Here is a 21,994-nt window from a genome sequence, read left to right on the forward strand (position 1 = left end):
ATACCGTAGTCGAAGCCGTCGCCGTCGAAGGAGGTCGCCAGCCACCGGCTCACCGCTTGGCGGTCGGGAGTCCCCGTCCGGCGCGGACGCGGTCGACCGCCAAGCGGTGAGCCGGTGGCTGGCGACCTCCTTCGACGGCGACGGCTTCGACTACGGTATCGACGCGACCCTCCACGCGGAGGGCGACACCACCCGCCAGCGGACCGTGTCGAACGACGTGACGGCGACGTTCGACACGCTGATCTCGTGGTTCGCGTCGAACGCCGGCCCGAGTTCGCCGACGCCGGAGGCGATCGGGCTGCTGCTCGCCGCCTCCGAGACGACCGTCGACCTCCCGCCGGTGATGATCAAGCGGTTCGCGGCGAGTCAGGGGCTCTCCGCGAGCGACAGCATCGGCGATCTGGTGCGCGCCGCCGAGAAAGAGGGCGGGTTCCGGGTCGAGTGAGTCGGGAAGGAGAACGGGAAGCTACAGGAGGAACAGCAGCGCGGCGCCGACCACCGCGAATATCGCGTACAGTCCCGCCATCACTTCGCGTTTCAGCGGGCTGCCGAGCGGCTCGGCGGTGAGCCGGCGGATCGGCGGGAGGATCGCGATCCCGGCGAGGATCAGGGGGAAAGACCCGATCGCAGGGACGAGGGTGAGCGCGACGACGACGGTGCCGTAGCCGACGACGTAACAGCCGCGCCGCCAGAGCTGCTCGCGGTCGCTGAGGTCGGCCATGTCGGCGAATCCGCTGGACCCGCTCGCGTCGCCTCCGCCGCCCCCCCCGACCTGCTCCGCCTGTCGCTGGACGTACTCGTCTAACTCCTCGGCCGCGTCCTCCGTCTGCGGGGCACCGCACTGCGCGCAGTACCGGGCTTCCTCGTCGATCGACGCCTCACAGCGGGGACACGATGCCATCGTGGTGGAAAGCGGACGCCCGTTCGGCTTAATTCTTCGGGGAACGGCCGAGCGGTCGACACCCTCGCAGTCGGTCGATCTGGCGCTCGTTCGACGCTGTCTCCCCGGCTCCGTTCACAGGAGTGATAATCGGGAGGGTACGTTTTAGCTGAATGTAGGCGCTAAGCCCCCGTCCTCAAGGAGCGAGCAACGCGAGCGAGTAGGGCGGGGATACAGCGCCGTCATCAGTTATCTTACACTGACTGTTACAGGCCCACAGGCCCACGGAATCAACAACTTAATGTAAGTACAATGTATACACTCTGATGATGGATAGACACGAAATCGAAGGCCACGAAGTCATCGAAGGTGAGGTGAAAGCCACTGGTAATGGCGCTCACGTTTTCGTTCCCAAAGACTGGCGTGGCGCAGACGTGAAGATCGTCCGAATATCTGATCCAGACGAGTAACCCATGCACTACGCCTACAGGTATCGACTCCACCCAACAGAAGACCAGCGTGAGACGCTGGACTATCACCGCGATACCTGCCGGCAACTGTACAACCACGCACTCAACGAGTTCGAGCAAATTCCTGACTCAGCAGGAACACTCAACCAGCGAGTGCGTCAAGTCCGTGACCAACTGCCCGCTCTCAAAGACTGGTGGGCTGAGCTCACCGACCTGTACTCGACAGTGACACAAGCCGCTGTCATGCGAATCGAAGACAGTATTAAAACTCTCTCACAGCTCAAAGAGAACGGGTACAACGTCGGGAGTCTCAATTGGAAGGCTCCGAGCGAGTTTCGGAGTTTTAAATATGTGCAGTCTGGCTTCGAGTTCGACAAAAAGAACGGCCAGACTGTCCTCTCGCTCTCGAAACTTGCTGACATTCCAATCAGTTACCACCGCGAAATTCCCGAGGATGTTACTGTCAAAGAGGTCTGTGTCAAGAAAGAACGAACTGGCGAGTGGTACGCTTCATTCGCCGTCGAAGGCAAACAAGAACCAGTGAAACCAGATAATCCCGACCGCTGTGTCGGGATCGACGTGGGTATCCTCAAATACGCTCACGACACGGACGGGCGTGCTGTTGGCTCACTTGACCTACAAGACGAACGAGAACGCCTCATACGCGAACAACGGTCGCTCTCCCGGAAACAGCACGGCTCGAACAATTGGGAGAAACAACGGCTGAGAGTAGCTGAGTGTCACCAGCGAGTCAGACGGAAACGCCACGACTTCCTACACAAACTCTCGAATTACTACGCCACCGAGTACGACTTGGTGGCCGTTGAGGATTTGAACGTGAAGTCGATGCTGGAGTCGCCTGGAAACAGTCAGAACACGGCTTCGGCAGCGTGGGATGCGTTCACCACGATGCTCAAATACAAGTGCAAGCGAGAAGGCACACACTTTGTCGAAGTAGAGCCAGCGGGCACAACCAAAGAGTGCGCGTCGTGCGGCGTTGAATCAGATAAACCGCTGTGGGTGCGTGAACACTCGTGTCCTGCCTGTGGGTTCAAGATGGATAGAGACGCAAATGCCGCACTCAACGTTTTGTCTCGTGGTTTCGAGAAGCTAGGACTGGGACAGTCCGAAGACACAACGCCTGTGGAGACTGCGCTCCCTATGTTCATACCGTCGGATGCTTCCGATGTTGTGGATGTAAAGCGCGTCGTAGAAACAGGAAGCCCCACCCTCAAGGAAGCCGCGTCAGCGGCTGAGTAGGGTGGGGTAGTTCACTCGGAGAACGGCGGAGCGTCGAACGACTGACACGCCCCCGTGACCCTCGCGGGGTCGACGATCCGTCCGACTCACAATGACAGACACGCCCGACGACAACCGAGACTCGCCCCCGCGGCCGAGATCCGCCCGACTCGGTGGTCCCGACGCTCCCGGAGGCACCGACGAAGCGCTCGCGTCTCGGCTCCGCCGGCGCTCGACGCTCCGACGAGGCATGGCGGTGTTCGTCGCCCTCGTCGCCGTGTTCTCCGTCGTGGCTACCGGTCCCGTCGCCGCCGGCCTCTCGGCGGCCGACCACGTGCCCTCGGGCGACTCCCTCGAAACCAACGCCGTCTCTACCGACTCGACGGAACCCGGCCCGACGGCCCGACCCGAACTCAGCGGTTCGTTCTCCCGCCCGACCTACACCGGAATCGCGGGCGACCCTGTCAATATCAGGTACACCGCCAGCAACAGCAACGGAAGCGCGTACCTCCTGATCGGCGGGAATCGCCTCACCGACTCCGGAAAGTTGGTCGGGTTCACCGACGTCGTGAAGCTAGACGATTTCGACGGTACGGTCAACACCCGCCTTCTCGGAACGGCCGAGGGAACCGCCAGTAGCTGTGCCCGAGAGAACACGTCCTGTGACTTGGAGTTCCGCGATCAGGACGGCGACACGCTCGACAAGGACCTCTCCGACCTCAGCGGTGCCACCGGTGCCGGCGGACTCGCCCGTCCGCTCGTTCCGCAGCGGTACCGGCTGGCGATCACCAACGGCACGTTCATGATCGAGGACTCCGGCGCGGTGACTCCCGTTGAGTCGGCCGCCTCGTCGGACCTCGTGTTGACGAAGCCGACGTTCCACGACGAGATCGAGGTGTTCACCACCGCAGATCCGGAGAACGTCGAAGGCGGTGGCGGCGACGAGTCGCTCAGCGCACTCGAACAGAACGGGCTTGAGCGAACCGCGGTGACGAAGGGCGACCGCGTTGTCCTCGGCTTCGAAGCGACCGGCATCTGGGGAGCGCTGTCGCACTTCGCCGAGAAAGAGGGTGAAGACTCGCTTCAGGCCGGCCAAGCGATCAACCACACCGTTCTGAGAGATTTCCTCAGGGCCGAAGAGGGCGTCACCCTCAGCGTTCGACAGACGAACCCGAGCATGAACGAGCCCCGCTCGAAGCTCGACCTCGCGGACGCCGACCCCGAGGACGTCTCGCTTCTCCTTGCCGACGCTAAGGAGCTAGAGACTGGTGACTCGACCCCGGGCCGGTTCTACCTCGTTCTGGACACGAGCGACGGGGGGCCCCTCGGGAACCCCGAACCGGGAGACGAGTTCGCCGTCGAGTTCGCTCTGGAGGGCACCGAGGGGCAGCGGTACGCGTTCGCTGAAACTGACTCGGAGCCGCCGGACCCGTTCAGACATAAATCGAACACCCCGGACCAGTTCCCGTACTGGGAGACCGACGACGGGACCGTGAGCGCGGAGGCGTCGTTCTCGATCCAGGAGCGGTACTTCGAATACGACCACGTCACCGACGACGGCGAACTCCTCGTCGAGGCCTCGGGCGGGGCGGTGACGGGGACGACAACGATCCTCCCACCGATCGAGATGTCCGCCACCTTCGTCGACGACAAGCGCGACGAGCCCTTCCGGTCGGAGTCCGAAGTATCGCTCTCCGACGACGGGAACTTCACCATCGGCGCCGACCTCGGCAACGCCGACCCCGGAACGCGGCTGAACTACGCGCTGTACGAGGGGACGACGCTCCGCGACAGCCGCACGGTGGTCGTCGTCGACGACACCGACGACCCGGACCGGCTCGCGATCGACAGCGTCCCCGAGAACGTCACCGTCGCGACGGGCGGGAACCTCTCCGCGCTCGGAATCGGCGTTCGAAACGCCGGCGGGCTGGAGGGAGCGGGAACGCTCGCGCTCGATGTCGACGACGGGAACATAACGACCGCTCGCGACCTGACGCTGTCGTCGAACGAGTCGCGCACCGTCGGCTTCCCGTCCGAGACCGTCCGCCTCGACCCCGGGGAGTACCCGTTCTCCGTCACTCTCGACGGCGACCAGCGGAACGGAACGGTGACCGTCGCGGAGAACCCGGCGCGGACGACGATCGACGACGGCGAGGCCGACGGAAGCGACACCGACGACGCCGAGAACGCTTCGAACGTCAGTGAGGGTGACGAGAACGCTACGAACACCGACGGGAACTCGACGGACGCCGGTGGAAACTCCACTGCGAACGACTCCGCGGGCGCCGCGGACCCCGACGGGAACTCCTCCAATCCCGGCGGCAACTCTACGAACCCCGACGGCAACTCGTCGGACCCGACCGGCGATTCCGGCGGGGGTGACGGCGATGACGAGCCGGCGACCTTCCTCCCCTTCGGCATCGGCACCCGCGAGACGCTCCTCGGCACGGTCGTCGTCGGTGCGATCCACATCCTCGGCCACTGGGTGTGACTCACCCGGCGGCGACCGGCCGCGTCCCGCTCCGTTCTCAGCGCTGAGAACCGCGGGGGAGCGGTTAAGTGATCGCTGTGCCCGGATTCAGACAACAATGGCTACGCGGGTACTCATCGCCGACGACTCGGAGTTCATGCGGAACCTCCTCCGAGAGATCCTCGAAGGCGAGTTCGAGATCGTCGGGGAGGCGGAGAACGGCGTGGAGGCGGTCAACATGTACGAAGAGCACGGTCCGGACCTCGTGATGATGGACATCGTGATGCCGATCCGCGACGGGATCGAGGCGACGACGGAGATCTTAGAGGAGAATCCCGACGCGACGGTGATCATGTGTACCAGCGTCGGGCAGGAGGAGAAGATGAAGGCGGCCATCAAGGCGGGCGCTGAGGGGTACATCACGAAGCCGTTCCAGAAGCCGAACGTGCTCGACGCCATCGGCTCGGCGGTATAATGCGCGTCGACGTCCGCGCGCTCGGGGCCTGTAATCGCCTCGCGGAGCGGGGGGCCAAACAGGCCGCCGGCGCGCTCTCGGACCTGACCGGGACCGACCTCGCGGTGGAGGTGACGGGCGCGAGCGTCGCCAGCGGCGAGGACCTCGCGGAGTCGTTCGCGGGCCGGGAGTCGATCGGCGTGAGCGTCGGGCTCCGCGGCGGGTTAGACGGCGAGGCGGTCCTCGCGTTCGACGCGGTCAACGCCGACGCCCTCCTCTCGCTTTTACCCGGCGGGCAGTCGATGGAGCGCAGCGCGGTGACGGAGGTCGGCAACATCGCGCTCGGCGGCTTCCTCGACGGCTGGGCGAACTACCTCGGGAAGGCGATAGACATGTCGCCCCCGCGGTACTTCGAGGCGGACGGCGCCGCGGTGCTGCCCGACGGCGCGCTCGCGGGCGACGGCGTGTTCCTCTTCGAGAGTCGGCTGGACGCCACGACGACCGACCTCGACTTCTCCATCTACATGCTTCCCGACTCGGGGCCCTTCCGCGACCTCATCGTCGGGAAGACGGCCCCCGCGGCGACGGTCGGCGGCGAGGCGAACGGCGGGACGGAGAGCACGGCGGTGCCGTACGAGTCGCTGTCGACGTTCTCCTCGCTGGCGAAGCGGGGGTCGGCGAACGCCGCCGACAACATCTCGATGATGACCGGGTTAGAGACGAGCGTCGACGTGAGCCGGCTCCGGTTCGTCCCGCTCGCTGACGTGCCCGCGGAAGTGGGGACCGAGCCGCATGCCGGCACGGTGTTCGAGCTCCAGGGAGAGCCGAGCGGCTACCTCGCGATCCTCTTCGAGGAGTCCTCGGCGGCGGCGGTCGCCGACGCGATGCTCCCGATGGAGCCGGACGAACCCTTGGGCGACATGGCCGAGAACGCGCTCTGCGAGCTCGGCAACGTGATGACGAGCGGGTTCATCGACGGCTGGGCGAACGTGCTCGGCACGTCGATCACCCACTCGCCGCCGGAGTTCGTCCACGACATCGGGGCCTCGACGATCAGCCCGCTCGTCGCGAAGCTGAGCGAGCGACAGGACTACGGGTTCGTGATCGACACCGCCATCGAGACCGAGGGGATCCAGGCGCGCTGTGACGTGTACGCGCTCCCCGACGAGCGCGAACTGGCTCGGGCGCTCGACCGACTCTCCGACTCGTGACCCGCTCGCTCTCCGACGACCCACCGGACGACCCGGCGGAGCGGACGGAGAGCGACGCGGTCGCCGACCCGGCCGCCGTCACCGGCGGTGCCGCGGCCGACGACCCCGGCCGAATCAAAGTGGGCGTCGGCGAACTCGCGGTGACGACCGACGACGCCGTCCTGACCACCAGCGGGCTCGGCTCCTGCGTCGCGGTCGCGCTCGTCGACGAGCGGGCCGGCGCTCGCGGCCTCCTCCACGCCATGCTGCCCGCGGGCGAGGGGCGGACGACCGCGACCTCGCGACCCGCGAAGTACGTCGACACCGGGGTCGACTCGCTGATCGCGTCCCTCGACGACGCCGGCGCCGACCCCCGGCGGTTGAAGGCGCGGGTCGCCGGCGGCGCCGAGATGCTCGACCTCACCGACGCGGTCGGTCCGCGGAACGTCGAGCGGGTCGGCGAGGTGCTCGACGCCGCCGGCGTCCCGATCGTCGCCAGCGACGTCGGCGACGCGGTCGGCCGCACGGTCCGGTTCCGCTCGGACGGTCGGCTCGTCGTCCGCGCCGCCGACGGCTTCGAGCGGGCGATCTAAGCGCCGATCGGCGGCGGTTCGGTCCCCTTCCCGTCTCAGTTCTCCGCATTTAGTCCTGTAACGTCCGATATTCGACCGACGGCATGCTTTCTCACGGTTGATATTTTGAGGGGTGAATTGAAGTGTGTTCTGCGGGTCGTACACGGTAATGGGCCTCGAACTACCGGTGTGGGGAGCTCCAACCGCCGCCTGGGCAGTCGCCACGCTGGGGCTCGTCGGTGCGAGCGTGCTCGACAGGTTCCTCGACGACGACGGATCCGACAACGACGGTTCCGGGGGTATGGACGGTGACGACGATCCCTTCGGCGGCGACGGTTTCGACGACTTCGACGGGATGGACGAGTGGGACGACGAGTTCGACGACGGCGGCGGTGGCGGTGGCGGCGGCGCGGCCACCGACGAGCTCGAAAACCGGCTCGACGAGCTCGAAAACGAGGTCGCGTCGCTCTCCTCGACCGTCTCGACGGTCCGCTCGGAGAACGAGGAGATCTCGAACGCCGTCGACGACATCGAGGAGGACGTCCGCAACCTGCTCGACATCTACGAGATGGTCACCCGCGGCATCAACCCCTTCGTCGACGACTCCGGCGGCTTCGACAGCGTCGCCGGCGGCGGCGAGGGGTCGTTCGGCATCTTCGACGACGAGGACGGCGGCGAGGAGGAGGACCTCGACGAGGACGTCGCGAACGCGGACGCGGACGGGTTCTTCGACGACGACCTCCTCGACGAGGAGGCGGAAGACGACGGGTTCGACGACGAACTCGACGACGCCGACGCCGGTGACGGCGAGGAGTTCGACGACCTCGACGGCGACTTCGACGACCTCGACGACGACCTCGACGGCGACTTCGACGAACTGGACGACGACAGCACGGACGACGCCGCGTCCGAGACCGAAACGGCGGACGACGGAGACGACATGAACGACGATGGAAAGAGTTTCAGCGAACTGAAAGAGGAGTACGACTCCGGGGAGGCCGACTGGGCCGAAGAGGGCGACGACGCCGCGGACGAGGACCCGTTCGACGACGGGGACGACTCGTTCGACGACCCCGGCGACGAAACGGACTCGTTCGACGACGGGGCCGCGGACGACGGGTTCGGTGACGACCTCGGCGGAGACGACCTCGGGGCCGAGACCGGTGGCGACGACTTCGGCGAACCGGCGGACCCCGAACCGGCGCGAGGCGCCGAACCGGATCCCGCCCCCGACCGCCGACCCGGCGGCGACCCCGCTGAGGCGTCCGGCGGCTTCGAGTACGTCGGTGAGGACGACCTCTCGGGGAGCGGCGGCCGCGGCAAGCCGTACCTCACCGAACTCCCGGGCGACTACGTCGGGGACCTCCTCGTGATGGAGTGGCTGGAGTTCCTCGTCTCCGAGAGCGACGTCACCGACGCGGTGCGCGCCATCAACTACTACGAGCGGATCGAGTGGATCGGTCCCGACGCCGCGGCGCGGCTCCGGGACTTCCTCTCCGGGTTCGGCACGATCGACCGCAACCTCGTCGACCGTCCGGGCACCGACCGGCTCGTCCGAGAACACCACACCCGCAGTCTCCGGTACGTGACCCAGCTCAACGGCACCAGCAGCCACACGGTCCTCCTCGACCGCTGGGACGACCTCGCCGGCGGCTCGATCGTCGGCGGCGGGCCGGTCAGAGGCCGCCGCGGCGGTCGCGCCGACCCGGCCCGCGGCGACCGCCGCGACCGCTCGGCCCCGAAGCGGAACGGGCACGAGCCGTCCGGTCGCCGAGAGACCCCGGACGAGCGCGAGCGACGCACGAACGGCGCGGATCACGGCACGAACGGCGCGGGCCACGGTACGAACGGCGCGGACCGCGACGGCGGGGCGAACCGCGGCGACGCTCCCCGCGACGACCGGCGCGAGCGGAACGGTTCCACGCGACCGATGAACGACCCGAATCCCCGTTCCGACCGCGCCGATCCGGCCGACGGAGGGTGGGGAGATGGGCGTTAGCGTCTCCGCGTCTACGGCCATCATCGTCGCGGGGCTGTTCTTCGCGTTCACGACGTTCTACCCCGTGGCGTCCAACGGGATCGAGCGAGTCTCCGACGCGCAACACGGCGTCAACGAGCGCGCGCTCGAACGGCAGAACACCGACTTCTCCGTGACGAGCGCGACGTTCAACGCGACGACCGGCGAGCTCACTGTCAACGCCACCAACGAGGGCTCGATCGGACTCGTCGCCGACGACGCGACGCTCCTAGTCGGCAACGAGTACGTCGACGTCGGGGGTTCGAACGCTGCCACGACCGTCGACGGCGACGCCGACACCGCGCTCTGGCTGGGCGACGAGACGCTGTCGGTGACGGTCGGCGACACCGTGGAGACCGACATCGTCGGCGGGGAGACCCGCGTGGTCCTCGTCGTCGAGTCCGGTGTCCGCGACGCCGCGACCGTGACGGAGGTGAGCGCGTAGATGGCCAGCGTCCCGGTCTCGCACCTCATCCTGTTCATCGCCAGCCTGGTGATCGCCGCCGGCGTCGTCGGGACGATCACGACGGGCGTCGACCGCGTGAGCGCCGCCGTCGACGACGCGGGGCTCGACGCGACCGAGCAGCTCCGGACCGACGTGACGTTCATCTCCGACCCGAGCGCGGGGGTGTACAACGCGACCGAGGGCAACGTGACGCTCCTGATAAAGAACACCGGCACCTACCGCCTCGCGCCCGACGGCTCCGACCTCGACGTCGTCTTCGACGGCGGGTACGTGCGGCCAAGCAAGCTCTCCGGAGAGCTGGTCTCCGTCGACGGCGCGAACGCATGGAGCCGCGGCGACGTGCTCCGCCTCACGATCGAGGTCAGCGAGATCGACGGCGTGAACGGCGGGCTCGCCGACGGCGACCACCGGGTGTACCTCTCGGTGAACGGCGACGAGGAGCTGTTCCAGTTCCGCGTGGGGGGTAACTGAGATGCCCCACGACAACCTCCTCTCGCTCGGCCTTGGCGAGCGCGACCGACTCAACAAGGAGCTCGGCGGTGGCATCCCCCGCGGGAGCATCGTCCTCATGGAGGGCGACTACGGGGCCGGGAAAAGCGCCATCTCTCAGCGGTTCGCCTACGGGCTCGTCGAGGAGGGCGCTTCGGTGACGATGATGTCGACTGAGCTCACCGTCCGCGGGTTCATCGACCAGATGCACTCGCTGGAGTACGACATGGTGAAGCCGCTCCTCCAAGAGGAGCTGCTCTTCCTCCACGCCGACTTCGACTCCGGCGGCGCGTTCTCCGACGGCGACGGCGAGCGCAAGGAGCTGCTCAAGCGGCTGATGGAAGCGGAGGCGATGTGGAACTCCGACGTCGTCTTCCTCGACACGTTCGACGCCATCTTCCGCAATGACCCAACGTTCGAGGCGCTCGTTCGGAAGAACGAGGAGCGGCAGGCCGCCCTCGAGATCATCTCCTTCTTCCGTGAGATCATCTCGCAGGGGAAGGTGGTGGTTCTCACCGTCGACCCCTCGGCGGTCGACGACGAGGCGATCGGCCCGTTCCGCTCCATCGCCGACGTGTTCCTCGAACTGGAGATGATCGAGGTCGGCAACGACATCCGCCGGCAGATCAACGTGAAGCGGTTCGCGGGCATGGGCGAACAGGTCGGCGACACGATCGGGTTCTCGGTGCGTTCCGGAACCGGAATCGTCATTGAGAGCCGCAGCGTCGCCTAACACATGGCCCGCAGACGCACAGCCGGTCCGCGCGCGCGGACTGCGACCACCGCGACGACCGAGCGTGGGACATGACCGAACACGGCACCGCCAAACCGTCCGACGAACTCCGGAAGGCCGCGATGCGGCGGCCGCACCTCCGGGAGCACCTCCGGGAGTTCAAACAGATCACCGGGGAGTTCCCGCAGTTCATCGAGGAGCCGAAAGACGAGTACGAGTCCAACCGGCCGAACGTCATCTATCCGGTCGGCGGCCCCATCTACAGCCACATCTACGGCGATCTCGGGCAGGACACGAAGTACTACGCCATCGAGCCGGAGCTCTCCGGCTCGCAGGCCGAGATCCTCAACGAGGTGAAAAACCGGCTCCTCACCGTGAGCGGTCAACACACCGCTCCGGACAACGAGGCCGAGTACGACGACCTCATCGAGGAGCTGTTAGAGGAGGTCACGCACATCGACGAGCAGAACGGCGGACTCCGCGGGAACCTCTCGAAGGTCCTCAACATGGGGAAACTCTCGGTCACGGAGGAGACCTACGAGAACATCCGATACCGGCTTAACCGCGACATCGTCGGGCTCGGCCCCCTCGAACCGATCATGCGCGACCCGGCCAACGAGGACATTCACGTCATCGGCCCCAAGGAGTGTCACGTCGACCACGGCACCTTCGGGATGCTGGAGACGACCGTCGACTTCGGTACCCCCGAGGAGTTCGACAACTGGCTGCGGAACATGGGCGAGCGGATGGGCGACCCCCTCTCCGACTCCGATCCGATCGTCGACTCCACGCTGCCCGACGGCTCGCGTATCAACATCATCTACTCCGACGACGTCTCGCTGAAGGGGTCCTCGCTCACGATCCGGCAGGGCGACGAGGTGCCCCTGTCGATCAATCAGATCACGAACTGGGGAACGCTCTCGCCGCAGTTGGCGGCGTACCTCTGGCTCTGCCTAGAGAACGAGCAGACGGTATTCGTGGTCGGGGAGACGGCGTCCGGGAAGACGACGACGCTGAACGCCATCCTCTCGTACATCCCGGACGACTCGAAGATATACACCGCGGAGGACACCGCGGAGGTCATCCCGCCGCACAGCACGTGGCAGCAGCTGTTGACCCGTGAGGGCGGCGCCGAGGGATCCACCGACGTGGATATGTTCGATCTGGTCGCCGCGGCGTTGCGGTCGCGCCCCGACTACATCATCGTGGGTGAGGTCCGGGGCGCCGAGGGGCGCATGGCGTTCCAGGCGGCCCAGACCGGCCACCCCGTGATGCTGACGTTCCACGCGTCCGACATCGTCTCGATGATCCAGCGGTTCACCTCCGAGCCGATCAACGTCCCGGAGACGTTCATGGACAACGCCGACGTGGCGCTGTTCCAGAACCGCGTGAAGCAGGGCGACCAAGTCCTGCGCCGCGTGACGAGCGTCCAGGAGATCGAGGGGTACTCCAAGGAGATGGAGGGGGTCGTCACCCGCGAGGTGTTCAGCTGGGACCCCGTCGAAGACGAGATCGTCTTCCAGGGGATGAACAACTCCTACGTGTTAGAAGAGCAGATCGCGACGCTGCTCGGCTACGCCGACACCCGCGACATCTACGACGACCTGGAGTTCCGCGCGGAGCTCATCGAGCGGATGATTCAGGAGGGCATTCTGGGCTACCACGAGGTGAACGACGCGATCAACTCCTTCCAGCGCGACGGCGTCGAGGGGCTCCCCTTCGACATGCACCGGAACACGATGTGACGATGCTCGGGGACACGTGACGATGCTCGGTGACGAACCGCCCGCGAGGGCGCCGGAGGGACGCTGACGATGGCGGTGAAACAGGTGGGCGACGGGCTCGCGACGGCCGCCCAACTGACCTCCGAGGTCATGGAGTCGTACGAGCAGCTCGACATCTCCAAGGGGAAGTACGTCGGGCTCGTGCTGTTCCCGGCCGTGCTCGTCTTCCTCGCGAGCGTCGTCGGCTTGGTCGCGCTGCCGCTCCCCTTCGCCGCCCGGGTCCCGATCCCGATGTTCGGCGGGCTCATCCTGTTCGCGGCGGTGATCTACCCGAAGATCTACCTCTCCAGTCTGGAGACGAAGATCGACAACCAACTACATCTCGTGATGACGCACATGACGGTGCTGTCGACGACGAACATCGACCGGATGGAGGTGTTCCGGACGCTGGCGAAAGAGGAGGAGTACGGCGTCGCCGCCGAGGAGATCGGTCGCGTCGTCCACCTCGTCGACACGTGGAACCAGAGCCTCGACGACGCGTGTCGGCGTCGGGCTCAGGAGGTCCCCTCCGACGCGATGGCCGACTTCTTCGACCGCCTCGGCTACACCATGGGCGCGGGGCAGTCGCTGGAGGAGTTCCTCGTCTCTGAGCAGGACGTCATGCTGGCACAGTACGAGACCCGCTACGAGTCCGCGCTCTCGAACTTGGAGGTGATGAAGGACCTGTACATGTCGATGATCCTCTCGATGACGTTCGCCCTCGTGTTCGCGGTCGTCCTCCCGATCCTCACCGGTAACGACCCGACCGCGACTGTCGCGGCCGTCATCGTGCTGTTCGTCTTCGTCCAGCTCGGCTTCTACGCGATGATCCGCGCCACGTCGCCGTACGACCCGATCTGGTACCACCCCGACGAGCGCTCCCCGGGCGACCTGAAGCTGTGGGGGTCGCTGATCGGCGGCGGCGCGCTCTCGTTCCTCCTCATCGGGATCACGGCCGCCGGGATGTTCGGGTACGGGCCCGGGCTTCCCGGTCTCCTCTTCTTCCTCGACGACGTGCGGCTGCCGCTGTACCTCGCGGTCCCCATCTCGCCGCTGATCATCACCGGGGTCGTCCTTCGGAGCGAGGAGCAGGCGATCACCGCCCGCGACGGCGAGTTCCCGTCGTTCGTGCGCGCGCTGGGCGCGACCGAGAGCGCGAAGCAGTCGACGACCACCGACGTGCTGACGACGCTGCGCGACAAGAACTTCGGGGAGCTCTCGGAGTCGATCGAGCGGCTCTACCGCCGGCTCAACATGCGAATCAGCACCGAGGGCGCGTGGCGGGCGTTCACGCGAGACACGCGCTCGTACCTCATCCAGAAGTTCTCCGAGATGTACCTCGTTGGCCGGCGGATGGGCGGGGACCCGAAGATGCTCGGCGAGCTGATTTCGAAGAACATGAACGCCGTCAACCAGCTGCGCGAGCAGCGCCGGCAGGCGGCGATGACGTTCATCGGACTGCTGTACGGGATCACCGCGGCCGCGACGTTCGCCTTCTTCATCGGGCTGGAGATCGTTGCGATTCTCGCGGACTTGACCGCCGACTTCGGGCTCGACCAGATGGACATCGGGCAGATCGTCTACCCCGGCGCCTACGACATCCCGCTCATCGAGTACCTCCTCCTCACCGTCGTGCTGTTCAACGCGGCGCTCTCCTCGCAGATGATCCGCCGGATCGACGGCGGGAACCCCGCGAACGGCTACATCCACTTCGTGCTCCTGACGTGGCTCGGCTCCGTGACCGCCATCGCGACGCGGACCCTCGTCAACGCGATCCTGTCGATCTGACTGGAAATCGGTCGCTGTCGCCCGGCCGAGTCACCCCTCGAACAGTGCCGGCTCGGTGACCGCCTCGTCGGCCGCGTCGCGCCACGACCGCGACGGCGTCCACCCGAACAGCTGCTCCGCCTTCGCGACCGCGTACGCGCCGCGGTCGTCGCCCTCCGCGAGCGCGCTCCCGTCGACCGCGCAGTCGTCGGAAACCTCGCCGTACGACTCGCGTAGGAGTTCGAGCAGGGGGCGACCGAGCGCGTTGTCGGCCGCGACGCAGTTGATCGCCTCGTGGGTACCGAGCGCGACGGCCGAGTCGTCGCCGAGGAGGTCCGCGAGCGCGGCCGCGACGAGGTCGGCGACGTCGCGGACGTCGACGTACGACCAGAAGTTGCCCGCGCCCGCCTCGAGGTCGGTCACGTACTCGTCCGCGCGGCAGGCGTAGTCGCCGGGGTACTGGATCCACGAGGGGCGGACGGAGACCGCCGACACGCCGTGGCGGCGCGCGACCGCGCCCGCCGCGGCCTCCGCGGTCACCTTCGAGAGCCCGTACGGGTCCTCCGGGCGGAGCGGGTGCCCCTCGGTGACCGGCAGCTCATCCGGGAACGGCGTCGGCTCGGCGAAGAAGAAGCCGTACGCGCCGTCGCTGGAGGCCTGAACGACCGGCGCGCCCGCTCGCCCGGCGGCGTCGAGGACGTGCTTCGCGGCGAGCGCGTTCGTCTCGAACACCCGCCCCTCGGGGTGGGTTCCGGCCACGGGGATCGCCGCCCAGTGGACGACGGCGTCCGGGTCGACGGCGGCGACGACGTCGAGCGCCTGCTCGCGCTCGGCGAGGTCGGCCGCGCGGAACGAGACGTTCGAGGCGGGGTTGACGTCGAGGCCCGGGTGGTCGTAGTCGACGACGACGACCTCGTAATCGCCCGCGAGCCGGTCGACGACCCAGCGCCCGGAGGCGCCGCGGCCGCCGGTGACGAGAACGGTGTCCATGCCTCGCCGTCGCGGTCGCGGGGCAAAAACGCAGCGTTGCGCCGAAAACCGCACCGCCGCGGGCGGGCGCCTCAGTGCCGCATCGTCCCCGGCTCCGGCAGGCTTTAACGCGCCGAGCGGTAATCTCGGGGTATGGACTGGAAGACAGACTGGGGGCTCCGTGGACGAATGGGGTTCACGATGTTCCTCCTCTTCGCCCTCTACGTCGTGTTCATCGGCGTCCTGATCGAGGTGTTCAACGTCGGGATCATCTTCACGCTCGCGATGTTCGGCGCGTTCTCGCTCGCGCAGTACTTCTTCAGCGACAAGCTCGCGCTCCGGAGCATGGGCGCCCGCGAGGTCGACCCGGACGAGTACCCGGACCTCCACCGCCGGATCGAGCGCCTGAGCCAGCAGGCCGACCTGCCGAAGCCGACCGTCGCGGTCGCGAACACCCGCGTCCCGAACGCGTTCGCGACCGGCCGGAACAAGAAGAACGCCACCGTCGCGGTGACGACCGGACTGTTGGAGAGCCTCGACGAGGACGAGCTCGACGGCGTGCTCGCCCACGAGCTCGCCCACGTCAAGAACCGCGACGTGATGGTGATGACCATCGCGTCGTTCCTCTCCACTATCGCCTTCTTCATCGTGCGGTGGGGGTGGCTGCTCGGCGGCGACAACCGGCAGGGAGCGCCCGTCATCGTGGCCATCGTCGCGTCGCTTCTGGTGTGGGTGATCTCGTTCCTGCTCATCCGCGCGCTCTCGCGGTACCGCGAGTACTCCGCCGACCGCGGTGCGGCGCTCATCACCGGGAAGCCCGGAGCGCTCGCCTCGGCGCTGATGACGATCGACGGGCGGATGGACCGGGTGCCCGAGGAGGACCTCCGCGAGGAGGCGGAGATGAACGCGTTCTTCATCATCCCGATCAAGGCCGGTTTCGTCGGCAAGATCGCCTCCACGCACCCCTCGACGGAGAACCGCATCGAGAAGCTCCGCGAGCTCGAAAAGGAAATGGAAACGGCCTGAGACGGGTTCGGATCGCGATTTTTGCTCGGTCGTGTATAAGTCGTTGAGAGCGGATCAACGGCGAACGCTCCCGAAGTCCCGGCAGCTCACTTAGAAACCGCTGAGAGTGGGTCGACGACGAACACCCCCGAAGCCCCGCCCGACCGTGACCGCATCCTCACGCCTCCCCAGCCTCGTCGCTGGCGCCCTCCGCTTCGCTCCGGGGCCAGCGACTCCCTCGCGCGTGCTCCTCGCGGCCGCCGCTTCGCTCCGGCCGCTCGCAGGCACGCGCCACCGACTCGTTCACTTCTCGATGATCGCGGAAGGATCGCACCGCTGGTCGGTGTGAGCGGACTGAGGGGAGTAAGCCCCCTTCGGTTCGTCCCGACATTCGGCTGAGCGTCCGCGCCGCGGCCGGACTACCTTGTGGCGCGGACTTGCACCGGCGAGGATTCGCCGTTCCATCCGTTCCCGCCCGTCTCGGACGCGGCGGAGCCACGTACAACGTGGGAAACCCACGTACCCTCTCCGGGTTAACTCCCTTCCCTTGCGGGTCGGTTCGCGCGGATCATCGGTCGGGGCGGGGGGTGTCGTTGCTGTTCCAGAGCCAGCCGTCTCCGACTCCGGGCGTGTGCCCGGTCGCCTGTCCGGCCGGTGGGGGGACTTTCCTCATGCCGGAGGCACGGGAGTCGGGCTCCCTCTGTCCGTTCTCCCGTTTCGCCCGCCGGCGAATAAGCGGATCGGTCGGGCGCGTCCGCCGGGCGGGATCTGCGGGGTTCGGCGGAGACGCCGCGAACGCCGCGAGAGCGGTGCCACAAGGGAAGCGTTCAAGTCGCCAGCAACGTAATGGACTCTCATGTCCGAGGCTCAGACCGTTCAGCTGTCGTACGACGACGGTGCACGAGCGGTCGAACTCGCGCGGGAGGCGGTGGAGTCGTTCGTTCGACACGGGCAACGCGAACAGCCGGGCAGCATGCGAGAGGCGTTCTACGCCCGCACCGGCGCCTTCGTCCGGCTCCAATCGACTCGGGGGCGGGGCCGTCTCCGCGGCTGCGCCGGCGCGTGGGACACTTCCGACCAGCTCGGGCACGCCATCGTCGAGGCCGCCATCAAGGCCGCCTCGGGCGACTCCTGCGGCTCCGAGGTGGAGCCGAAGGAACTCGACAACATCACCGTCTCGGTGTTCGTCGTCTCGAACACCGTCCTCACCAACGATCCCGCTGAGGACCTCGAGATCGGCACCCACGGCGTCTCCGTCGACAGCGGTAACGCGCACGGCTGGCTCTATCCGACGGTCCCCGTCGAGAACGGCTGGTCGGCCGCGGAGTTCCTCTCGCGAACCTGCCGGAAGGCGAAGCTCTCGCCCACCGCCTGGCAGGAGGAAGACACGATGGTGACGCTCATCGAGGGCCAGGTGTTCCGAGAGCGCGCCGACGGCGGCGCGGTCGAGGAGCTGTAGGCCGACCCGCTCGCGCCGGGACATCGATCGTCCCGGCCCCGTCGTCTCGCAAACCGTTCCTTCCCGCTCGACGCGTCCCGTTGAGCCGCGGCGCCCTCTCACTCGTGGTCTGTCGCTCCCTCGCGTCTCGACCGCCGAGCGCAGATCGGCGCCCGCGCTCCGACGGTCCCGCGAACCGGTGGCTTTTTGATGTTTTAGGCTAGCCTAATCTCTATGACTCACACGGTCAACGCAGACGGTCGACCGCCCGAGGGCGGTGATCCGCGGTGACCGTCGAGACGCACGTCGACCGCGCCCGGGACCGGGTGGCGGCCGAACGCGACGCCACGGCGGACGAGCGACGAGCGTACGAGCGGTTCCGATCGGCTCTCGCCTCGATCCCGACCGCCTCGGCGCCGACCGGCGCCGGCGGCGGGGGCGCCGGTTTCGGGAACGGCACCGGCGGCGGGCCGGGACCGAGCGCCGGCGGCGTCCGCGCCATCGCTGGCGCGACGAACGCGGCGTCGACCGACGGCTGTCGCCGGGTCCGCGAGGCGTTCGCCGAGACGGTGCGGCCCCACAGCGTGCCCGACGGTTCCGACGGCGAACCGCTGCTCGCGACCGTCCGCGAGGAACTGGGCGACGCCGTCGCGGTCGCGCTCTCGCCGAAGACGGACCACGATTTCACCCGCCCGGTCGCGTCGGCGATAGCGTCCGCCGTCGACGACCGGCTCGCGGAGCTCGCCGTGTTCGACCGGACCCTCGAACGCGAGGCGGCGTCGCTCCGGTCCGCCGGCGAGACGGTCCGTGAGACCACCGACTGGCTGTCGACCGCGGACGAGACGCCCCTCTCCGCGCTCGGGTTCGACGCCCTGCGTCGCCGCCACGAGGCGCTCGGCGAGCGGATCGAGGCCTGCGAGGCGCTGCTGGCGGAGCGGCAGGCCGACCTCGATCGGACCGCCAGCCGCGGCGCCGCGGTCGGCGTCCGACAGCGATCGACCGTCGCGTACCTGTACGACGACTTCACGGTGTCGTACCCCGTCCTCTCGACCGTCGCGCGCCTCGTCGAGACGCTCCGCGAGTGCCGGCGGGCGGTCCGCGACCACCTCGTCCGGAGGGCGTAACCGTGTCCGACTCACCGCGCCGCGTCCGAGCCCGCGGCTGGGCGTGGGCCTGTCTCGGCCTGTTCGGCGACCCGGACGGCGCCGACTCGGGCGCCACCGGACCGGACGACGACGCGCCGGACGACTCCGGGTGACGCGCGGCCCGAGCCGGTCTCTCCGACCGCGCCCCGCCGTGCGACAAACTACTCGTCGTCCCCGTACCCCACCGCCTCCGCATCCGCGAGCGCCCGCTCCGTCGACGCCGACAGGTCGAGGGCCTCGTCGGCGACGACCTCGCCGTCGCGGATCACGGGCTCCATGAGCGACTCGGCGCCGTCCGGGCCAGAGCGCCCTGCGAGCCCGACCGCGTGGGCGCCGTCTTCGGTGCGGTAGACGGACTTCGTGCCCGAGAGTTTCCCCCGCTTGGCCGCCGGCTCGCTGTCGACGGCGACGAGGTCGAGCGCGAAGTCGACCGGGTCCGCGTTGGAGACGTACCCGCCGACGCCGAACCCGTCGGCGAGGTCGCGCAGGTCTCGGAGGTCCGCGGGGCCGAGCCCGCCGGAGACGTACACGTCGACGTCCCCGTGGCCCCGGGCCTCGAGTTCCCACTGGACCTCGCGGACGATGTGTCGGAAGTCGCCGCGCCGGGACCCGGTCGTGTCGAGCCGGACGCCGTCGAGGTCGTCGCCGAGCGTCTCGACCGCGCGGAGGACCTCGTCGACCTCGTCGGAGTAGGTGTCACACAGCGCGATCCGCGGCGCGTCCTCGGGGACGCCATCGTCGTAGGCGCGCCACGCGGCCTCCTGCTCGCCGCGGCCGAAGCAGATGGCGAGCGCGTGGGGCATCGTCCCGGACGCCTCCCGGCCGAGCAGCTCGCCGGCCGCGACGTGCGAGAACCCGTCGAACCCCCCCACCAGCGCCGAGCGCTCGACCGCCGCGGTCATCGCGGGGTGGACGTGGCGCGCGCCGAACGAGAGCACGGACGACTCGGGCGCGGCGACCCGGCAGTCGAGCGCCGCCGTCGCCATCCCGGACGCGTGCGAGAGGAAGCCGAGCAGCGACGTCTCCAGCCGCGCGAACTCCAGGTACGGCCCCTCGATCCGCATCACCGGGCCGCCGTCGAACAGGCGCCCCTCCGGGACCGCGTCCACGTCGACGTCGCGGCCGGCGAGCAGCTCGACGGCGTTGCCGAGGCCGGCGAACAGCTCGAACTCCCCGTCCGGGAACTGGTCCGCGGTCACCTCGGCGACGACGCGGGGGTTCCGGTCCGCCGCCCCCAGCGCCGCCTCGGTCCGCTCGAAGTACGCGTCGGTCGCGCGCCCCTCCCGGACCGCGGCCGCGTCGACGATGTCGAACTCGCTCATGCCCGACGGTTCGGTCGCGGGGACGAAAAGCCACCCGTGTCGCGACCGTGGCGCGCCGGCTCCTCCCGGAGGCGGTTCACGCGGCTCTCCGCGCGAACAGTCCGAGCGCGGCGAGGGCGGCGAGCGCCGCCGCGACGCCGAATCCGGGGGCGCTGTCGTTCGTGTCGCCGCCCCCGCCGTCCCCGTCGGCCGAATCGGCGTCCTCGCTCCCGTTCGTTCCGTCGCCGCCGTCGCTGCCGTTGCCGCCGTCGCCCCCGTCTCCCCCGTTCGCACCGTCGGCGTCCGGGAGCGCGAGGTCGGCGTCCGGCCGGAGTTCGAGGACGCCCTCGGGCGAGGGCGCGTGCGTGACCGTCACGCTCGTCCCGTCGCGCTCGACGCCGTACGCGCCGGGGAAGTCGCTCTCCTCGCCGATCTCGTAGACGGTCCCGTCGGCGTACTCGCCCTCCCCGTGCGCGGTCAGCATCCGCACGTAGGCGTCGCGGAACGCCGCGGCGTCCGCCTCGGTCTGCCACTCCGTCGCCCAGACGTAGCCGTCGCGGTCGCCGTTCCGGTAGGGGTACAGCTCGTCGCCGGCCCAGCCCTCTGTCACGGGGTGCGCGTAGTTGTAGGTCCGCCGCGTTTCGAGCTCGGCCTCGGCGTCGAGGTGGATCTGGACGTTCTGCCGGACGGTCGCATCGGGCTCCAACACGCGGTGATCGTACTCTAAGCTCTGGTACCAGAACATCACGAACATCGACGCCTCGCCCGCGGTCTCCGCGCCCTCGACCCCCTGATCCGGGTACGTCTCCCACCCCTCGGTCGCGGCGTCCTCGAAGGTGACGTTGCCCTCCTCGTACTCGGGGTTCCGGTGGACGACCTCCGCGGTCGACTCGGGCGGGTCGTTCATCGTCTCGTTGACCGCGGCCCACCCTCCCTCGTCGCGGAGCTCGCGGACGTACAGCGCGCCGTCGCCGTACGGCTGGAGGACGGTCTGGAGGATGCCGAAGTTGAACTCGGCGCCGCCGCCCCCGCCGCCGTCGCTCTCGGGCGCCTCGGCGCAGGTCCAGTTGTCGGCGCAGCGGGCGGCGTAGCGCTCCTCGACGTGGACCGCCTCCCCCTCGATTATGCCGTCGACCGCGAGGTCGCCGTCCTGCGTCGCGCCGACGTAGCGCGGGTCGGTCAGGTCGTGGTACTGGTCTTGCATCGCGTGGAGCAGCTCGTGCGCGAGCGTCGAGGGATCGATGTCGGGGGACTCGCCGTCGGGGACGACGATGACGATCCGGTCCTCCGAGGGGGAGTAGAAGCCGGAGACCGCGCCGCCGAACACCGAGTCGATCTCGTCGTTGGCGTTCGCGTCCTCGCCGACGACGAACAGCGCCTCCCACACCTGGTCGTTCCAGCGTCGGAACGCCTCGGAGCCGTTGCCGCTCGCGGTGTCGTTGGCGTACTCGCTGCGGGTGACCGTCTCGACCGGCACGTCCTCCTTGAACGGGCGCTGCCGGACGTGCTCGACGCGCGCCATCGTCAGGTCCGTCAGGGCCGCCAGCTGCGTCTCGTTGAGCCCGTCGGTCTCCGCGAAACCGACCGACTCCTCGTAGTGGGTCCCGTTCCAGCAGCCCACCAGTT

At 68.2% G+C, this 21,994-nt stretch carries 20 protein-coding genes, 1 other RNA gene and 1 pseudogene; 17 read left to right on the forward strand and 5 right to left on the reverse strand.

Features of this window, described 5'->3' with window-relative positions; genetic code table 11:
- Positions 1–445 (forward strand): annotated as a pseudogene (locus B9G38_RS06860) (hypothetical protein); the annotation flags it as partial.
- A 21-nt stretch (positions 446–466) separates the two neighbouring features.
- Here the strand turns inward: B9G38_RS06860 and B9G38_RS06865 are convergent.
- The gene (locus B9G38_RS06865) at positions 467–901 is read right to left on the reverse strand and encodes a zinc ribbon domain-containing protein (RefSeq protein ID WP_086219910.1); all 435 of its coding nucleotides are present in this window, start codon (positions 899–901) and stop codon (positions 467–469) included.
- Positions 902–1,209: 308 nt separating this feature from the next.
- Here B9G38_RS06865 and B9G38_RS17770 point away from each other — a divergent pair, with 308 nt between their 5' ends.
- The 12 genes from B9G38_RS17770 to flaJ all read left to right on the forward strand — a co-directional run bounded on the left by B9G38_RS17770 (position 1,210) and on the right by flaJ (position 14,531).
- Entirely contained in the window at positions 1,210–1,350 is a 141-nt protein-coding gene (locus B9G38_RS17770) for a DUF2080 family transposase-associated protein (RefSeq protein ID WP_143414674.1), read from the forward strand.
- A 3-nt stretch (positions 1,351–1,353) separates the two neighbouring features.
- On the forward strand, positions 1,354–2,610 hold the full coding sequence (locus B9G38_RS06870) for an RNA-guided endonuclease TnpB family protein (protein WP_086215274.1): 1,257 nt from the start codon (positions 1,354–1,356) through the stop codon (positions 2,608–2,610).
- A gap of 91 nt (positions 2,611–2,701) precedes the next feature.
- The gene (locus B9G38_RS06875; RefSeq protein WP_198945663.1) at positions 2,702–5,080 is read left to right on the forward strand and encodes a BGTF surface domain-containing protein; all 2,379 of its coding nucleotides are present in this window, start codon (positions 2,702–2,704) and stop codon (positions 5,078–5,080) included.
- Positions 5,081–5,177: 97 nt separating this feature from the next.
- A complete protein-coding gene (gene cheY, locus B9G38_RS06880) occupies positions 5,178–5,534 on the forward strand; it encodes a chemotaxis protein CheY (RefSeq protein WP_004597560.1) in 357 nt (118 codons plus the stop codon).
- Positions 5,534–6,724: a chemotaxis protein CheC gene (locus B9G38_RS06885; RefSeq protein ID WP_086219912.1), complete on the forward strand. Its 1,191-nt coding sequence runs from the start codon at positions 5,534–5,536 to the stop codon at positions 6,722–6,724. The genes cheY and B9G38_RS06885 overlap by 1 nt, the downstream gene beginning before the upstream one ends.
- Positions 6,721–7,296, forward strand: coding sequence for a chemotaxis protein CheD (locus B9G38_RS06890; RefSeq protein WP_086219913.1), 576 nt, complete (start codon positions 6,721–6,723; stop codon positions 7,294–7,296). The genes B9G38_RS06885 and B9G38_RS06890 overlap by 4 nt, the downstream gene beginning before the upstream one ends.
- 148 nt (positions 7,297–7,444) lie before the next feature.
- Positions 7,445–9,274 carry a FlaD/FlaE family flagellar protein gene (locus B9G38_RS06895; protein WP_086219914.1) on the forward strand — a complete coding sequence of 610 codons (1,830 nt, stop codon included), beginning with the start codon at positions 7,445–7,447 and terminating at the stop codon, positions 9,272–9,274.
- Positions 9,264–9,737, forward strand: coding sequence for a flagellin (locus B9G38_RS06900; protein ID WP_086216896.1), 474 nt, complete (start codon positions 9,264–9,266; stop codon positions 9,735–9,737). Before B9G38_RS06895 ends, B9G38_RS06900 begins: the two co-directional genes overlap by 11 nt.
- Positions 9,738–10,229, forward strand: a complete 492-nt coding sequence (locus B9G38_RS06905; protein WP_086219915.1) for a flagellar protein G — start codon at positions 9,738–9,740, stop codon at positions 10,227–10,229. It begins immediately after the preceding gene.
- 1 nt (position 10,230) lies between these two features.
- Positions 10,231–10,980: an ATPase domain-containing protein gene (locus B9G38_RS06910; RefSeq protein ID WP_049930118.1), complete on the forward strand. Its 750-nt coding sequence runs from the start codon at positions 10,231–10,233 to the stop codon at positions 10,978–10,980.
- Between the two features lie 71 nt (positions 10,981–11,051).
- Complete coding sequence (locus B9G38_RS06915; protein ID WP_086216898.1) at positions 11,052–12,725, forward strand: type II/IV secretion system ATPase subunit; 1,674 nt, start codon at positions 11,052–11,054, stop codon at positions 12,723–12,725.
- A 69-nt stretch (positions 12,726–12,794) separates the two neighbouring features.
- Complete coding sequence (gene flaJ / locus B9G38_RS06920) at positions 12,795–14,531, forward strand: archaellar assembly protein FlaJ (protein WP_049930120.1); 1,737 nt, start codon at positions 12,795–12,797, stop codon at positions 14,529–14,531.
- Positions 14,532–14,561: 30 nt separating this feature from the next.
- Here flaJ and B9G38_RS06925 read toward each other — a convergent pair whose 3' ends face one another.
- Entirely contained in the window at positions 14,562–15,500 is a 939-nt protein-coding gene (locus B9G38_RS06925; protein ID WP_086219916.1) for an NAD(P)-dependent oxidoreductase, read from the reverse strand.
- A 132-nt stretch (positions 15,501–15,632) separates the two neighbouring features.
- Here B9G38_RS06925 and htpX point away from each other — a divergent pair, with 132 nt between their 5' ends.
- Positions 15,633–16,505 carry a zinc metalloprotease HtpX gene (htpX, locus tag B9G38_RS06930; protein WP_049930122.1) on the forward strand — a complete coding sequence of 291 codons (873 nt, stop codon included), beginning with the start codon at positions 15,633–15,635 and terminating at the stop codon, positions 16,503–16,505.
- A 331-nt stretch (positions 16,506–16,836) separates the two neighbouring features.
- On the opposite strand, the gene rnpB is transcribed toward htpX, so the two are convergent.
- Positions 16,837–17,189: RNase P RNA component (rnpB, locus tag B9G38_RS06935), an RNA gene on the reverse strand.
- Positions 17,190–17,340: 151 nt separating this feature from the next.
- Here rnpB and B9G38_RS06940 point away from each other — a divergent pair.
- The 3 genes from B9G38_RS06940 to B9G38_RS18715 all read left to right on the forward strand — a co-directional run bounded on the left by B9G38_RS06940 (position 17,341) and on the right by B9G38_RS18715 (position 19,180).
- Positions 17,341–17,943, forward strand: a complete 603-nt coding sequence (locus B9G38_RS06940; protein WP_086216770.1) for a TIGR00296 family protein — start codon at positions 17,341–17,343, stop codon at positions 17,941–17,943.
- Positions 17,944–18,209: 266 nt separating this feature from the next.
- Complete coding sequence (locus tag B9G38_RS06945; RefSeq protein WP_086219917.1) at positions 18,210–19,046, forward strand: hypothetical protein; 837 nt, start codon at positions 18,210–18,212, stop codon at positions 19,044–19,046.
- Between the two features lie 2 nt (positions 19,047–19,048).
- Positions 19,049–19,180 carry a hypothetical protein gene (locus B9G38_RS18715; protein ID WP_255375963.1) on the forward strand — a complete coding sequence of 44 codons (132 nt, stop codon included), beginning with the start codon at positions 19,049–19,051 and terminating at the stop codon, positions 19,178–19,180.
- A gap of 48 nt (positions 19,181–19,228) precedes the next feature.
- Here B9G38_RS18715 and B9G38_RS06950 read toward each other — a convergent pair whose 3' ends face one another.
- The gene (locus tag B9G38_RS06950) at positions 19,229–20,389 is read right to left on the reverse strand and encodes a nicotinate phosphoribosyltransferase (protein WP_086219918.1); all 1,161 of its coding nucleotides are present in this window, start codon (positions 20,387–20,389) and stop codon (positions 19,229–19,231) included.
- Positions 20,390–20,465: 76 nt separating this feature from the next.
- Positions 20,466–21,994, reverse strand: a 1,529-nt coding sequence (locus B9G38_RS06955; RefSeq protein ID WP_086219919.1) for an Hvo_1808 family surface protein, incomplete at its 5' end; no start/stop codon positions are given.

It is taken from the genome of Halorubrum sp. SD612, from assembly GCF_002135005.1.

Excerpts from the sequence above, each read along its gene's own strand:
- B9G38_RS17770 (WP_143414674.1), top strand. The coding sequence starts at position 1,210 with ATGGATAGACACGAAATCGAAGGCCACGAAGTCATCGAAGGTGAGGTG.
- B9G38_RS06870 (WP_086215274.1), top strand. The coding sequence starts at position 1,354 with ATGCACTACGCCTACAGGTATCGACTCCACCCAACAGAAGACCAGCGT.
- B9G38_RS06925 (WP_086219916.1), bottom strand. The coding sequence starts at position 15,500 with ATGGACACCGTTCTCGTCACCGGCGGCCGCGGCGCCTCCGGGCGCTGG.
- htpX (WP_049930122.1), top strand. The coding sequence starts at position 15,633 with ATGGACTGGAAGACAGACTGGGGGCTCCGTGGACGAATGGGGTTCACG.
- B9G38_RS06885 (WP_086219912.1), top strand. The coding sequence starts at position 5,534 with ATGCGCGTCGACGTCCGCGCGCTCGGGGCCTGTAATCGCCTCGCGGAG.
- B9G38_RS06940 (WP_086216770.1), top strand. The coding sequence starts at position 17,341 with ATGTCCGAGGCTCAGACCGTTCAGCTGTCGTACGACGACGGTGCACGA.
- B9G38_RS06865 (WP_086219910.1), bottom strand. The coding sequence starts at position 901 with ATGGCATCGTGTCCCCGCTGTGAGGCGTCGATCGACGAGGAAGCCCGG.
- B9G38_RS06900 (WP_086216896.1), top strand. The coding sequence starts at position 9,264 with ATGGGCGTTAGCGTCTCCGCGTCTACGGCCATCATCGTCGCGGGGCTG.
- B9G38_RS06905 (WP_086219915.1), top strand. The coding sequence starts at position 9,738 with ATGGCCAGCGTCCCGGTCTCGCACCTCATCCTGTTCATCGCCAGCCTG.
- cheY (WP_004597560.1), top strand. The coding sequence starts at position 5,178 with ATGGCTACGCGGGTACTCATCGCCGACGACTCGGAGTTCATGCGGAAC.
- B9G38_RS06910 (WP_049930118.1), top strand. The coding sequence starts at position 10,231 with ATGCCCCACGACAACCTCCTCTCGCTCGGCCTTGGCGAGCGCGACCGA.
- flaJ (WP_049930120.1), top strand. The coding sequence starts at position 12,795 with ATGGCGGTGAAACAGGTGGGCGACGGGCTCGCGACGGCCGCCCAACTG.
- B9G38_RS06895 (WP_086219914.1), top strand. The coding sequence starts at position 7,445 with ATGGGCCTCGAACTACCGGTGTGGGGAGCTCCAACCGCCGCCTGGGCA.
- B9G38_RS06915 (WP_086216898.1), top strand. The coding sequence starts at position 11,052 with ATGACCGAACACGGCACCGCCAAACCGTCCGACGAACTCCGGAAGGCC.
- B9G38_RS06950 (WP_086219918.1), bottom strand. The coding sequence starts at position 20,389 with ATGAGCGAGTTCGACATCGTCGACGCGGCCGCGGTCCGGGAGGGGCGC.
- B9G38_RS06875 (WP_198945663.1), top strand. The coding sequence starts at position 2,702 with ATGACAGACACGCCCGACGACAACCGAGACTCGCCCCCGCGGCCGAGA.